This is a genomic window from Paenibacillus sp. 8b26 (assembly GCF_050626875.1).
In the GTDB taxonomy this organism is placed as follows: Bacteria; Bacillota; Bacilli; order Paenibacillales; family Paenibacillaceae; genus Paenibacillus.
In genome coordinates, this window is the sequence record NZ_CP192445.1 from 5,628,867 (window position 1) to 5,643,865 (window position 14,999).

Annotated in this window: 12 protein-coding genes; 11 read left to right on the forward strand and 1 reads right to left on the reverse strand. The window is 35.1% G+C overall.

Translation table 11 applies throughout. The annotated features are described in order from the left end of the window. Window positions 1-15: 15 nt before the first annotated feature. A complete protein-coding gene (locus ACQ4MX_RS26130; protein ID WP_431088158.1) occupies window positions 16-753 on the reverse strand; it encodes a hypothetical protein in 738 nt (245 codons plus the stop codon). A gap of 303 nt (window positions 754-1,056) precedes the next feature. Between ACQ4MX_RS26130 and ACQ4MX_RS26135 the strand changes: the two genes are divergently transcribed. The 11 genes from ACQ4MX_RS26135 to ACQ4MX_RS26185 all read left to right on the forward strand — a co-directional run bounded on the left by ACQ4MX_RS26135 (window position 1,057) and on the right by ACQ4MX_RS26185 (window position 14,034). Continuing rightward, window positions 1,057-1,530, forward strand: coding sequence for a hypothetical protein (locus tag ACQ4MX_RS26135; RefSeq protein WP_431088159.1), 474 nt, complete (start codon window positions 1,057-1,059; stop codon window positions 1,528-1,530). 535 nt (window positions 1,531-2,065) lie between these two features. Next, a complete protein-coding gene (locus ACQ4MX_RS26140) occupies window positions 2,066-2,428 on the forward strand; it encodes a DUF3102 domain-containing protein (RefSeq protein ID WP_431091417.1) in 363 nt (120 codons plus the stop codon). Between the two features lie 791 nt (window positions 2,429-3,219). After that, on the forward strand, window positions 3,220-4,074 hold the full coding sequence (locus tag ACQ4MX_RS26145; protein ID WP_431088161.1) for a tyrosine-type recombinase/integrase: 855 nt from the start codon (window positions 3,220-3,222) through the stop codon (window positions 4,072-4,074). A gap of 753 nt (window positions 4,075-4,827) precedes the next feature. Further along, complete coding sequence (locus tag ACQ4MX_RS26150; RefSeq protein WP_431088162.1) at window positions 4,828-6,246, forward strand: helix-turn-helix domain-containing protein; 1,419 nt, start codon at window positions 4,828-4,830, stop codon at window positions 6,244-6,246. Window positions 6,247-6,820: 574 nt separating this feature from the next. Next, window positions 6,821-8,170: a WXG100 family type VII secretion target gene (locus ACQ4MX_RS26155; protein ID WP_431088163.1), complete on the forward strand. Its 1,350-nt coding sequence runs from the start codon at window positions 6,821-6,823 to the stop codon at window positions 8,168-8,170. Continuing rightward, complete coding sequence (locus ACQ4MX_RS26160) at window positions 8,170-8,658, forward strand: hypothetical protein (RefSeq protein WP_431088164.1); 489 nt, start codon at window positions 8,170-8,172, stop codon at window positions 8,656-8,658. The genes ACQ4MX_RS26155 and ACQ4MX_RS26160 overlap by 1 nt, the downstream gene beginning before the upstream one ends. A gap of 783 nt (window positions 8,659-9,441) precedes the next feature. Then, complete coding sequence (locus tag ACQ4MX_RS26165) at window positions 9,442-11,349, forward strand: CHC2 zinc finger domain-containing protein (RefSeq protein WP_431088166.1); 1,908 nt, start codon at window positions 9,442-9,444, stop codon at window positions 11,347-11,349. A 276-nt stretch (window positions 11,350-11,625) separates the two neighbouring features. After that, entirely contained in the window at window positions 11,626-11,958 is a 333-nt protein-coding gene (locus ACQ4MX_RS26170) for a hypothetical protein (RefSeq protein WP_431088167.1), read from the forward strand. Window positions 11,959-12,014: 56 nt separating this feature from the next. Next, a complete protein-coding gene (locus tag ACQ4MX_RS26175; RefSeq protein WP_431088169.1) occupies window positions 12,015-12,137 on the forward strand; it encodes a hypothetical protein in 123 nt (40 codons plus the stop codon). Between the two features lie 532 nt (window positions 12,138-12,669). Then, window positions 12,670-13,311, forward strand: a complete 642-nt coding sequence (locus ACQ4MX_RS26180; protein WP_431088170.1) for a hypothetical protein — start codon at window positions 12,670-12,672, stop codon at window positions 13,309-13,311. Window positions 13,312-13,500: 189 nt separating this feature from the next. Then, a complete protein-coding gene (locus tag ACQ4MX_RS26185) occupies window positions 13,501-14,034 on the forward strand; it encodes a hypothetical protein (protein WP_431088172.1) in 534 nt (177 codons plus the stop codon). The last annotated feature ends 965 nt before the right edge of the window (window positions 14,035-14,999 follow it).

A 14,999-nucleotide genomic window follows, 5' to 3' on the forward strand; every position in this document is an offset into this window, starting at 1 on the left:
GCTACCTCCTTTAGGTTAATTAATAGGGGCAGTTTTAACAGTTAAGATACCATCTGTTTGATCATTAACTTTTCTGGCAATATATATCTCAGTGTAATTATTTGTTCTTACTGAACCATTCAATGAATAATATTCTTTCAAATAACCGAAAGATTTATCCATAATAGGCGTAAATTCAGCCCAACTCATATAATTAGGTCTTATAGTAGTGGTTGTTGTATCATTAAAAGTAGTGGTTTTAGACCATCCACCTCCTAGTGTTGCTGTCACAGCTTCTTGGTGTTTGTACGAAAGGTTAGCATTTGCTTGCCATGTTTGACTTGTAGAAGAGGCAAGTGCTCTTGTAGCATTATCTTGAGTACGGTTATATACATATGGGGAAACACGTTTTCTTAGAGAATCCATAGGTACAGCAGATTTGAATGTGGATTGTTCATATCGCCAATAGTATTCGTTAATTGCATTTGGTGTAATAGCGCCGTTATTTTGTGAATTTTTTTGGCTAGAATCTTTGTCTAATTCTAATTGTGCGCTTCTGTTCGCCTCTTCTTCCTGAGCTTTATAAGCTTGTAGCTCTTCTTGACTGAGTTCTACTAACCCTTTGTTAGTTACACGATAAGCCTGTACAATTTCACCTTCAACTGCTGGTTTTGCTGAAACAGAATCATTACTAGATGAGGCGTGTACACCTGTAGGAAGTAACATTAATCCAACTAAAAGTAAGCTTGAGAATCTTGCGGCTAATTTCTTCATTTTTTTCCTCCTTTTTCAATATATAGATAGTATATTTATTGTTTATATCTATAGTCAACACAAAAAAGGAAATGGAGTCCATTTATACTATGTTTTTGATACAAAAGAACTAGGGAATATTTGGTATAAAGCGGAGATTTAATGTTTTTTATTGCTTGTAATGAAATCAGAAGTAGTAAGTGAAAATTATCTATGAAGTCATTGTATTATCTTTCTAAAATATATGGGGAATTGTCCCTATTTGTTGTATTATAAGCAAGTATGAAAAAGAGCTAGAGCAGCTAAGGAGGAGCAGCATTATATATGAAACCAATTCAACATTACACAATGACCTACACACTAAACAGCGGTATTAAAGGAACTGTAAATCTATCCAGCAAACAAATACAGGACTGGATAGAATCATATCGTGTAGGCAGTAAATATGTAACCACCGTAGGCAAAGAACATTTTGGATTAAATCCTGAGCTTGTAGCAGATTTTAAGGTACATAATGAATTTTCAGAGCAGAGGGAACATGTAGCAGTGATAAAGCCTACAGCAGCAAGTAAGGCCAATGAACAATTAGCAGACGCATACAGTCAGCGCAAGGTATTGATTCAAGTAGAATGTAAATGTGGAGCTTCCTATATAGAAGAGTCGCCGTATAAGAGGAATAAATGGGGATGTAAAGAATGCGGTGAGATTGTATTTATGGATAATAAGAAGGGTATGGTTGATACAGAGAAGGGTAAAGCGTGGTATATGACTAATAGGTATTTCGTGGAGAGAGGCTGAGGCTTCTTTCAATTTGAAATAAACCTCTATTATGCAATAGATTAAAAAGATTCGGCTTTCCTCAAATTGAAGAAACCCTTATTACAGGCAATGATACATAAGAAATCGGCTACAGGCTTGTGACAAACTGTCAAATTCCTTGGTACGACTGGGTTTAACACTACGTTAAATCGTTGTACGGAGCGTAAAACTTTTGGAACAACGTCCAACTTTGGTGACACTTGGTGACATGATTGACGGGAACGAAATTTCGTTCTCCCTGCATGGTTTAAATGGAAGCCGAGTCCTAAGTTTAACTTAGTGCCAAACCAAAATTATTTTGGTCTGCCTCTTTGTCATTGGATAGGAAATTATTTTGTATCCTCTTATCGTACTGATTGCTTCCACTTTAATACTGACATCATTTCAGTATTAAGCTCCTAAGTTAAACTTAGGAGGCTCTACAGGTAAAATGGCTTTGAGTACCAATGTGGTATGGGAAATTATCAGACCAATATATGATGAACAAAACTAGGTTAAACCGAGTTACAAACAAATTGCTGGTCAGTCAGTGTTTGAAATAGGTAAACGTCTGAAGCACGTAAAAGAGAATGATCTGGTGCATGGTGAGTGGTATGAGTGGTTGAAGACTGTTGATATAACCCCTAGAACAGCAACACGTATGATTCAAGCTTTCGAGCAATTTGGAGATGCGACGTCGCAACTGCCAGTTAGTAAATTGTTTGAAATGCTCTCTTTACCTGAATCCGTTGATCGTCTGGAATTTGTTGAACAGGAACATACTATCCCTTCAACTGGTGAACAGAAGACGGTAGAAGAGATGACTGTTCGTGAGCTGCGTGGGCGATTCAACGCTGAGACAATTTGTCTTAGGCTTCAGCTATTACATATGAGTTGAGTAAGCGTGATAGAGTGTCTGGATTAATTCTTATTGATACATTCAAAATGACAATTATAAGTTTTCCACTCCGCTATTCCTGTTACGATTACGATACGTGTTTGCTGTGTTTAAAAACATAGATAAATAAAGTGTTTTACAAATTTAAGTTTTATGGAATTTAATTTATAAAAACTTAAATATCCCTTGATGCATCAAGCTTTTTTGCACATTATTTCTCGATACCTACGATTGAAGTCACGATGTTGATCATATTTACCAAAAATCCTTATTCCGTCTATGTTTTAGCTGTTTTCTCGATAAGACACGATACAAAGTTTAATTGATACTAATTTTGGTTTGAACACGCCCAAAAGCCATATGGAGTAAGTGTTTTATCATTATATTATCAATTTTGACGATTGAGCTTCGATAAGGGTGTCGATACGGGTTATAGTACGCTCAAAGTTGAGCATACCCATAATGGTTGACACAGCGTCAGCCTAATAACATATCGTCTTCGAAATTTTCTAAGTTGACCATTGAATTGGACGCTATGTCCAACTATTCATATGAGTGCTGACCAACTTGGTTAATACCGTTTTGAATTTCAATATGGTTATTTTGACCGACCATTGTTCGGGCAGAACGTTGTATATTCAATAATTTTCATCAATTCTAGTAATACAACATAACAACAATTATGTTGCAAAGTGAATAGGATAACAGTATAATTAGACTATATAATGCAACATAATTTATATGGAATCTACTTAAATTGAATGCAACATAATTGTATGGGAGTGTTGAAGATGATCCAAGCTTTTGAGGAATACTTACGGCAGGATGAAAAAAGTTTGAATACAATTAAAAGTTACATACTTAATGTAAGTGGATTTATGAAATGGTTTGATGAAAGCAAAGGAATGGAGTTCAATAAGCTGCATAGAGAGAATGTGAAGGATTACATTAGTTATCTCAAAACTGTGAAGAAGCTTGCTCCTGTTTCTATCAATGCTAAAATCAGCGCACTTATCAAGTTTAACGACTACCTGATTGAATCAGGAGTGCAGTCAGAAGTTGCGATTAATAAAAAGGATATGTTAAAGATTCAACGTCAATATGCTTCACTGGCTACTGTTGGACTTGCTGACGTTGAGAAGTTCAGACAATTGGTGCTGGAACATGAGTCAAAACGGAACTATGCTATCGTGTCATTACTGGCCTACTGTGGACTACGGATTAGTGAAGCTCTAAATATTCGTATAACTGATTTCAATTTGACATCAAGAGAGTTAATTGTATCCGAAGGCAAAGGAAAGAAGACTAGAACTGTGTTTATGGGAGATAAGGCGAGGACAGCTATACAGAGTTGGATTAAAGATCGCTCAGACAAAGGTATTGCAAGTGATTATCTGTTTCCAAGTAACAGAGGAGGTAAGTTAGACAGAACCGTAATCAATAAGCTCTTCAATAAATACTCAGCGATTGTAGAAAAGGAAATAACTCCACACGATTTGAGACATTTCTTTTGCTCTTATGCCCTAGAAAATGATATGTCAGTCCATGAAGTAGCGAATCAAGCAGGGCATAGCAATATTCATACCACACTCTTATATGCTAATCCTACAAAGCAAAAGATGATTGAGAAAATGAACAGACTTTAAATTTATGTGTGTACACTACGTACACAGTTACAAGCCTAGTGTAAGCAAGCTAGGCTCTTTTTTAATAACCATATATTGGTGTGTTATTTGAATGAGGGGGGGGATAATTTACACCTAAAACGCCTATTTAATTTCCAGAATTGCCCCTATCACATCCAGCTACACACTGAAGCTATTTTGCTTACGGTGATTAAGCTTATGAACAAATTTCTCCGATGCCGGGGAATTTAAGTAGCGAATTATAATATATTCAAAATTTATCCAATGTTGTAGATACCGGGGGGTGGTTAAAATCAAATTACCACTCTTCTTCTACAAATATGCCCCTAGCACTTCCACTCCGCGACTTAGCCTATTTTTCGACTCGATACCATACGCAAATTGTGGACGTTGTTCGACTGTTACATACATCAATTTTAAGGTGATTCTATAGATAATACACAAAGGAAAATGAGTATCAATGTTCAATCAGGTAACTTTGTATGGCTTGAGTAGTACCGCTATTTTCTACTATAGATTATCAAGTATAGAACAATCGCTTGGCTACATGACGATACCCTTAATCAAGAAATCTTTGCAAACTATCAAAAAAGGTATCTTAAGTAAATATATGAGAGGTATATGATTTTGTGCCAAAAGATGGTATAATCATGAGCGATAAAAACAAATCTATTTTACTACTTGTTTCTCAATTACATAATTTATTTAACTATGCATCATATAACGATTTTATGCTGAAAGGGTGGCTTATCCATGAAAATCACACCCACGATTAGAGCAGAAGTTCAAACCTATCTGATACGGAAAGGATTGAGTATGACCAAGTTTGGACACATCGCTGGCATGAATCCGGGCACAGTAAGCGGCATTGTAACAGGCAATCGTACCATTTCGGTGCACCAATTAGATAGAATCACGTTAGGAATGGATTTACCCGCAGACCATTTTTATGAACGTTACATTGAAGAGTGCATTATGGAAGAACCGCTGAACTGGAAAAGAATTAGCCCGTTCTTGTATCGCTGTGTACAGTTTAATCGACTGGATTGCTTACAGCGAGTTGTAAGTGTTCTGCTGGATAAACCGAGCTATCTCCATTATCTCTTTGAATTAGCCGAGGATTGTTATGAAGAAGGTTATAATGAAGCAGCGGCTTACTTATACGAGAACATCGCTGAGGGTGAGAAGTACCAACATTCTGATCGTTTGGCAATCTGTCATTATCGCTTGTTCACGATTCAGGTTGGAGACGATCAGAATCGTAATCTCAAGGCAGCTACACGTTTTGAATCTTTTGTCGAACGGTTGGACGAAGTAGTACAACTCGATGCTCTGAAAGATTTGGGGAATGTGTACCGTTCTTTGCGTGAATGGGACAAGGTTGACGAAATGGCAAGGAAAATGAGAGGAAAAGCGGAAATCCAATATTCGATGAAACATCAGCAGAAGAAACGAGAGAATAATGAGTCTGAAAAGAAGCTGAGTCGTCCCATGTTTGTGTACATTAGCTATGCAGATTTATTATGTGCAGGTGTATGTGAATCACGGGAAGATTATGAACAGGCTCTACAATATACATACGCCTATGCTGATTTAAGTTGGGTCAAAGAGACGGACGAAGATGCTAAATATTGGATTAGCTTGTTTAAACATTGGGCGCAAGCTAACGTTATCGTGAACAAGGTTTTATCTGGAGATATAAAGGCCTTATATGATTATGTAGAATATATTGGTGCATCGTCAGATACAACTGACCAAGATATGGTCACCCAACTGTTAAACATTATGATGATGGCAAACCGATACCAGATAGACGTAAATGATATACTTCAGCGTTTTGAAACGGATATTAACTCACTTTTGCAATTGCCTCAATCTAATGATGTGTATACTCAACAAGTGATTCCAGAACAGTTTGCACGTCTGGGATACGAATTGGCTTATTATTATTTGTATTGGGGGATGTACAGTGATGGCTTTAAACATTTGATGTATTCAATGGAGAAATATCATATACTAAATAATGAGACTTATTTTATAAAATGTATGGTGCTGTTTGAACGTTATCGAGTCTATGTAGTACCCGAAACTAAGGCAACATATTTAAAATTTATTGAAAGGGTGTGGATAGATGATGTTAAGAAAAATGGTGCTATTGATCGTCGCAACTAGTTTTTTGTTTATCGTGACTGTACCTGTTCAGACTCATAGCCAACACCAGAATATCGTGCTTTACGATCAACATGGAGGCGCTTAACATTTCAAACGAATGAGGAAAGATAAAAGCCCATCTTAACAAAAATACACTCCCTAAAACGGATATTGGAGGAACCCAACACAGGTTTAGCCGATAAAATTCTAAGGAGTGTATTTTTATATATAAGTAATCAACACACACATGGAATTGGTGAGTCAAATAATTTTACTCACCAAAAAACGCAAACCGATATCGCTCAAGAACTTGGCATCACGAAACAGCAGCTACAAAACTATAAAAAAACTTCTGACACTCATCCCTGAATTACAGGATATGGTTAAAGAACAAGATTTGAAAGTGACGACTACTACATCCTAACTTATACATCATTTAACGGGAGTTATACAATACTTTAGACATAGTAAATCTTTTTATATCAGTTCATTTGTCACATAATATAAAAGGGAATTTCAGGATAATAGATGGATATCCCTAAACATCTCCTTCTGATAAGATTACTTCCATCTAAATTAAAGTGGGCGTGATCAAATGGGCAGAATATTGGTTTCACCTGACAAGCTAATGCAAGTGGCTGACCAGTTCTTGCAAGGCAAACAGCAAATGGGACATATGTGTGATCAACTGAATCGGCAAATGATGTTCGTCCAAGGTGGATGGGATGGATTGACAAGTCAGCGATTCTTCCAAGACTTCCAAAGAGCACAACAATCCATGAGTGTGACGCTTGAACGACTATCGACAGTAGCACAGGAACTCATTTTTATCTCAAAAAGTTTCACACAGATAGATGGTGAGAAAGTCGTACTGGATGTGCCGGGAAATGGTGTACCTATTAAAACGGCATCCAGCGGTGAAGGTTGGTTACATAAAATCTTTGAACAGATCGGACAAGCTGAGATAACCAAGGCTGAGGCCCAGATGGAAGCTAGCAAGCTTCAAGGTGAAATTTTATGGGATACGGCTCAGGGAGCAAAAGGAGCCATTCAGGAAGATTTAACCTTGGGGATGTTACCTGATAAAGAACGGGACTATGATCATCCTATGGCAGCTAAAGTAGGTGAAATTCTCGGTCACGTAGCTACGACATTGCAGGGGGCTGGTGAGGTAATAGTTGGAACAGGTGGAGAAGGATTATCAGTTGCTGTTTCATCTACGGGAGTTGGAAGTATAATCGGAATACCGGGATTGATTGGATCAGCAGCTTTAGCGGCACATGGAGGTACAACCGCAGTTAAAGGAGCAAGCGGAATAGGGAAAAGCTCAGCGGAATTGTGGCAAATGGCGAAAGGGGAAGGTGGAGGTGGAGGCTCAGCTAAATCTACTCCATCTTCGGGAGCTAAGGCAGAAAAGGCACCGCATGTCGTCGAGGGAACCCACAATAACAATATGGGTAGTATAATTAAGGAAGGAAATAAGACGAAATATACAAATCCTGCTGGCAATGAACTGACATGGGTTGATCAACATCCCAAAAATATTAACCGTGATATTGAAAACTTTATGAATAGCTCAGATGTAGGAAAGGCAACTGAAGCAAAAGTAGCTGGCTTTTTAAAAGAAGAACGTGAAGTCACTGGTTTTGGGCAAAAAATATTAAAGAAAGATGGTCAATTTGCAGGTGATTTAGATGTAGTTACAAAAAATGAATTAATTGAGGTTAAGGCTTCAATCAAAGCAGTTAAAGAAGGACAACTTGAGAAAATGACAATTACGACTGATAAGCTTTATTTTAATCCAGAACAGAAGAAAGTTATACTTTATATTGATAAGCCTTTGGGCAATCTATCTCAAAGTAATATAGAAAAATTAGATAATATCAAGAAGCTAGGAGTAACTGTTGTAAATTCCTTGGAGGAATTAAGAAAGGTGGTTAAGTGATGGGGAGTTCGGCTTTTATTTTAATAGAACGAGAAAAATATACACCTGAGAAATTACTGGGAGATGCAATCGTAGCTGCCTTTCATGCAGATGCTGGATTATATTTTGACAATGATAAAAAATATAAGAACGAACAGTTTTTTTCAACAACTCTAAATATATCTTATAACCCACTGGGTGCTGAAAATAACCAGCAGTTTATATTCTATATTGACGGAATTGATAATTACGAAATTAATTATGAGCATGATGAGGATATTAGTGGATTAGATTCAAGCTTGTCCTTGTACCAAGTAGGATGTATTGAAGATGTCTATGGTGTTGAAGAGCTGATTTTTCGATTTATATATGAATATCTCAAGCTAAATCCTACTGACTATTTTTGGATTCCTGATTACGATTGGGTCTACAGTTGGGAAGATATGCGGAGATTCAGATCTCTGCCCTATGATCCAAACTGGTGCTATAAAAATCCTAAATCAATATAATCATAACGATTGATAAACATCCATAAGCTTGCTCCTTTAACAATAAAAATAGGAGTGAGCTTTTTTATAGTGGTCCAATCAGAATAAATCCTATCTCAAATAATTAAATATAATGAAAGTATTGACAATGGTTTAGAGTGATGATATATTTAATGAGTATTATAAATAATAAATGAAAGGTGAAGAGAGCGTTTTATAGATGCTGACGAATTATACATATAAGTTTTACCTTGTGACAAAAAGTAGAAGTTGAATTAAATGTAATGCCAAGTAAGCTAGTTAAATAAAATTTAATCTAAAAAAGAAAAAAGAGGAGGGAGTGTTACGAAGACACAACTTCCTAGGGTCAAGTCTGTTTCTTGAATTTATTCGATCTTTGACAATCCAAATTATAATACTTGCATAGGTGGAGTTATCTTTTGTTTAGGATAATTTTATCGTTGTCGACGTTCACGCTCGGTTGCGTGAGTGTTATTTAATTTGCTCGAAATTATGACAGAACTATAAGTCTATTTAGGCGAATGAAATTGATTTTATGATGTGGAGCATAATGTCAAGCTGATTTGTCTAATCAAGATTGAATGGTTATTTGTTGTATGCTTTTTTGAGGAATAGATAAAAACAACGGGAATGGTCTATATTTTTAATGGGACAACTGTCATTCATTCGCGCAAACTATCTCTTTATCTTCAAATGAAGATATTTTTGCTGTGGCTTTTTTTGCTTGAAAAATAGTTGAGTGGATGGATAATAACATAAAAATGAAGGGAGAAGTATGTACTTTTGAAAGATAAATTTAAAATAATGCTAGATGAGCATACATACACATGTAAACCAACGGATGCTGGTGAAATTGTTAATCGTATAGTGAAGAATCCGACAGATCTTACTATCGAGGAGCTAATCCTAGCGATAGAACAAGGTAGGACGGTACTACCAGCTTTTTTAGGACAGGCATATAACGGAAAGATTAGAAAGTCTAAAGAGTGTTGGAGTAGCCAACAACTGGTTTTCTTGGATTTTGACAATGAAAGCGAAGTATTTGATCCTTTACCGGAGAAACCGAACAATAAAAAGAAGATAAAAGATATTCATATGACGTATGATGAAGCGATTGAGCATTTTAAGGATATTGCTTTATTCTTATATAAGTCGTTTAGTTGCACAGACGATCATCCTAAATTCAGAGTTGTTATTGCGTTGGACAGGGTAGTCTACAACAGAGATATAATTAGGAATATATTCACGAGATTTAAACAGTTGTATCCATACATAGATAGTAAGTGTTTAGAAGAAAGTCGGTTATTTTACGGTGGAACGGATGCATATAGATTTGATTTCGATAATCGACTTAATGTGGATGAATTTCTTCAACAAGATGAGGGTAAGAAGGGGTTAGATTATCTCTTATCTAGTAGTAATAATATTCCCCCCTTCTGCCTACCAAGTATCCAAGGTAAATCAACAACACAGACTACAACTAATAATATTGAATACATAATCAATCGTGACATTAGCTACTTACAATCAGTCATTAAACCTGTTGCAATTTCATTATCACAGAATGATTTATATGAGTATCTCTATAAAATAGACTTTTCAACTTTACTAGGAGTCAACCATAAACACTGCTGTATGTACCATAATGACAACAATCCTTCAGCCTTAATTAAGGTTAAAGAAGACACTGGGGATTATATGTATCATTGTTTTGGATGTGGGTTCTCAGGCAATATCATTACATGTATCGAAAAAATGTTTGAAGATAGGCAAATAGAGATCAGGCGTGGGCAGGTTGTAGAACTACTTAAAGAAATCTATATAATTGATGATCAGCTTTCTGTATGGGGAGAGCAGCAAAAACGAGAACTCGAATCCAATATAGCACTGTTGTTAAGTCGAGAATTAGAGGAACTGGAACCAAATCTACATAAACTGATTGTGAGGAATGTCCCCAATCTGGTGGCACTACATAATGTAGCAATACAGAATATTACAAGTGAAAACTACACAGATAATAAAGGAAACGTTTTTTTCTTTAAGGATTTAAAAAGTATCACGGCAGCTTTAGGTAAAAGTTCTGTTGATAAAGTGACTAAGGACATCAATTTTTATACATATTTAGGAATGTTGAATAAGATCAATCCAAAAGAGCTACCTAGGAGTTTGAGGAAGAAAGCAGTTGAATTCCAGTTAAAGAATCATTATAAGTATCAGAAAAACTTTTATTCATTCCCTTCTTATACTATCAGTGTGCGGAGATCTGCTGAGCAGAGAGCTGTGGAATGGAAAGAGAAGGGATACACTAAAAAAGAATTAACGCGAGAGATGATTTACAGAGGTCATGGAGAAGAAGTAGCAGATAAAGTTTATCCTCAGATGAAGGGTGAAAAATTTTCAGCTACTAATATTGCTGTAGCAGATGAATTAGTTAAGATTGGCTTATCGCTTATTGAACAAAAGGGCTGGACGACAGAAAAAGAAATCCAAGAGAATTTACATTTACATTGGAAAGGACAGTCTATATACAAAGCTGGGATGATGAAAACCATTCGGGCTGAGTTTCTGGAGTCTTACGGATTGGTCAAGAAAAAGCTGAATAAAGAGTTATCCGAGAGACTAGGTATTGACGTTCCGACGAATGGTAAAGGGAATCCTTGTTATCCTCAGATTATCTATAAAGCGGATTAGTATGGGCTGAGAAGGTAAAATAAAAAATCCTTCTCAGAGCCTTTCTTTAGTGCATCCTTTTCTCTGAATATTCTATTATGAAATTAAGATATTTTTTCATAGACAAGGTATTTGTATGCGTAAGGACAACACCTGTTATTTATAGATAAATATATAGGGTTATGAGCGTCAGAATGGATATGAAAGGGGTGATGTGGATTGAGCTAGTGTTGGATTGTCACATGAAGTAAGCCAGGATTATATAAAATAATACATATAAGAAAGAGCAGCGATTAAATGAATAGTAAAATAAATATCCCTGTAAAAATGCAGGTCGATGCAGGTGTAATGTATGAAAGATTCTTGAAAATTATTGAAAGAACAGAAGACGTTATGCAAAAGGTAGACTTTTCTATTAATGAGGAATTGCAAATGCTACGCAACAAAAGGAAACAAGTGGCAGAAAGCATGACAGTTCAATTAAAGAAGATGATTAAAGGATCAATTGATTTAAATTCAACTCTAAGCGATTTGGAGAGTTTTACAGGAGCTTTTGATAAATATATTGATCAACAAGAAAAGCTCATAGATGATTACTTAGATTTAATGAATAAATTTTGTAGAAAATAATTCGATAATCTAGGAAGTACTAGCAAGTAATTAATACATATACGAGGAGAAATGAAATGAACAAAAACTTTGAGATTAAACAAATGCTCAACGAGCTTGATGACTGTATGATGCAGATGATTAGTGCTTTCGAGGATTTAAAGAAGATCGTATGTTCACAGTGTCTCAGTTTGGTCTGATTAGAAAGTCCAAGGAAGCGGTGGAATTGATTACTGATGCGTCTTTTAAAATACCAAAATCAAAGACAACCAGCGCTATAATTTATTTGAATAACATGGTCAATAAGATTGATGAGTATGAAACAATGTTAAGGCAAGTTTTGAGTCAAGCCAAAAGTATCTGTACATATATTAGTGATAATTTAGATGGAATAACGAGACAATAAAAAAATGACTATGAGTCTAAGAAGAACATGATGTGTGATCCTACCATAAATGACAATAGAAACCGATAAAAACTTAGCTTAATAGGATCAAGAGAATTTTAGAAAGTGTCAATTATCAAATAGATTGAAGTAGTTGTTTGAGAAAAAGATGCTTGGTTATTCGATGATCAATATGTGATAAATGTTATATTTTATAACAAAAAAAATCATTAATGTATCTTATTGGGGATTGTATATTTATCCATTAGTGAATTAAATATATAATTTTCTTAGTTGATTTAATTTTTTAGTGTTTTAAAAAAAATGAAGAAATGGGGAATGAATTCATGAACACAGTAATCAAAAAAACAGCGTCTGCATTACTTGGTTTAACACTACTAATTCCAGCAGTACCTACATTTGCTGCAAGCGATGTAGCGAACTATGAGAATGCCAATCAAGCCATCTCACAGACACGGATTTCAATACCAGCAGAAGTCGTTGGGCTTGACCGTTACATCGAGAGACAAGATGATGGAACATTATATTTAAATGCTGAAACTGTTGTGAAAGCTGGCTATAACGAAAACGCTATCAAAGGTATTATATCTCATCTAAAAGATATTAATGAAGGTGTTTTAGAAGGTAGATATACAACTGATAAAAATTTAAATATTAATACAGTAGGCACCTCGTCAAATTCAATTACTGCATCAGGAGGAGTAACTAAGATGGTTAACCATTGGTATGGATGGGAACTATATTTAAACGCCAATGACACAGCAAGGTTACAAAATGATTTATCTAATGCGAGTTGGTTAGCTGGAATACCTGGAATAGATGCTGCTTTACCATACGTGAGTTTCGGCCTATCAACTTATGAAAGAGCAATAAACGCAGCTGCCCAAGGTGGAAGAGGGATTATTATTGTGCAAAATAACAATTGGCAGAACCCAGATTTACCAATATTCGCAGTTTTAGCTCAATAAGAAATAAAAGAATAGTTGCAATCAATAAAAAAAATTTGAACAGTTCTTCGTCGTATATACATATTTGAATTTCAACTTAGAAGGATTGTTCAAATTTTTACATTTTGGATCTCCGATTATTTCATTACAAAATTGTTAATCTATGAAATGTATTTCATTTTACATCCATCAATTTTAAGGAGTGCTTACATGGCATATCGATTAAACTTAAAATTGTCCATGTTGCATTTAGCATTATCTTTACTAGTAGGATTAGTGCTATTTATCGACTTTACACAATTTGGATCAATTTCAATCTCCAATTTATCTCTTATGGTTGTTTCTCCTGGTTTGTTATCAGGAATTCAACTTTATTTTAATTACAAAACCAAAAAATCTATTATATGTAATTTGTTTGATGCATGTATACACTACTTGTTTTATATAATACCTTTGTTGATTTTTATTGTTTCTTCAGGAATTAACATACGTGATGTGTTGTCGTGTATAGTCATTTCTATCTTTTGCTTCTTGCTAGCCTTTCAATTTTATATTGTGAAGAATATTCTTAAAAATATATATATAAGGATTTTAATGGTTTTTATTACGATAAGCGGTTTTGTAAGTCCATTATTCGGTATTTTTACTTATTTAGAAGCTGCTCTTATTACACCTGTTATTGCCTACGCTACATCTTTATTGTTGATATCATTTGTTAATCGGCAGAAAAAAATTAGATATTAATATAAAATTAAAATAAAAAAACCTTGCCTTAGCATATGAGGCATGTTTCTGAATTTGATTGAAATGTTAAAATTGTACAATGGGGTTGCAGTGCACCTCTTAGAATAGATATTAGATAAAACCCTTGGGTTGTTTGATCTTTACTGTAAGGGGTGCACTTTTTGTGAAGAAAACACAGTTAATTCAGAGGATTAAATTATATAATTACTATCCAGTGTATAGTTTGATGGAAAATGAGAGAACGGTACAGGGGCAGATAGAATGTCTTACATGAGATCCGAAAAGATGGAATTATTTTCAAGTTATGATAAGGATTACTTACATATATTAGTTTGAGAAATGAACAGAGCTTATGTGCTATATTCCAGCTACAGAAGCAATGATAAGAACGGGAAGTATTTCGAGCCTCGTTTGTTAGATAGGCTTCAACAAGAAGATGGCTTTTTGAGGGTTTATAAAGAACAGATAAATAGGAACATCAAGTAATGGAATGAGAAAAAGAGAGTAAACGCCACACACTAGGTATTACTGTAATATGTGGAATCTGAATTGAGTTTCTCTATTTCGGTGTACATAAATCTATAGACATTTAGATTCTGTATCTTGGCAGGTGGGTGTATTGGGGAGATACTTTTTAGATGATAGAATAAGAACATAAGCATCAGAATTAATTTAAAGTATCAACTAAATGATCATCTCTAATCACCTCATATCAGTAGACTAAAGAGAGTACCACTATGAGGTATTTTTACAAGCGCATTTAGTTGGCAGATTGAAAATAGGGAGAGTGCTGTTTCTTGGTCAAAATGAAATTTTTGTTGATCTGTCTTTAGTGCATCCATTTAATGAATAATCCATAGGGAATCGCGATGATTCGCCTTGGATAGGGTATTTGTATGGGGAAGAACAATAACTCTTATGCATAGATAATAGTATAGGGATTATAGTGCTAAAATTAATTTGGG

Coding starts and splice junctions, on each gene's coding strand:
- ACQ4MX_RS26130 (WP_431088158.1), bottom strand. CDS start 753: ATGAAGAAATTAGCCGCAAGATTCTCAAGCTTACTTTTAGTTGGATTA.
- ACQ4MX_RS26135 (WP_431088159.1), top strand. CDS start 1,057: ATGAAACCAATTCAACATTACACAATGACCTACACACTAAACAGCGGT.
- ACQ4MX_RS26145 (WP_431088161.1), top strand. CDS start 3,220: ATGATCCAAGCTTTTGAGGAATACTTACGGCAGGATGAAAAAAGTTTG.
- ACQ4MX_RS26150 (WP_431088162.1), top strand. CDS start 4,828: ATGAAAATCACACCCACGATTAGAGCAGAAGTTCAAACCTATCTGATA.
- ACQ4MX_RS26155 (WP_431088163.1), top strand. CDS start 6,821: ATGGGCAGAATATTGGTTTCACCTGACAAGCTAATGCAAGTGGCTGAC.
- ACQ4MX_RS26160 (WP_431088164.1), top strand. CDS start 8,170: ATGGGGAGTTCGGCTTTTATTTTAATAGAACGAGAAAAATATACACCT.
- ACQ4MX_RS26170 (WP_431088167.1), top strand. CDS start 11,626: ATGAATAGTAAAATAAATATCCCTGTAAAAATGCAGGTCGATGCAGGT.
- ACQ4MX_RS26175 (WP_431088169.1), top strand. CDS start 12,015: ATGAACAAAAACTTTGAGATTAAACAAATGCTCAACGAGCTTGATGAC.
- ACQ4MX_RS26180 (WP_431088170.1), top strand. CDS start 12,670: ATGAACACAGTAATCAAAAAAACAGCGTCTGCATTACTTGGTTTAACA.
- ACQ4MX_RS26185 (WP_431088172.1), top strand. CDS start 13,501: ATGGCATATCGATTAAACTTAAAATTGTCCATGTTGCATTTAGCATTA.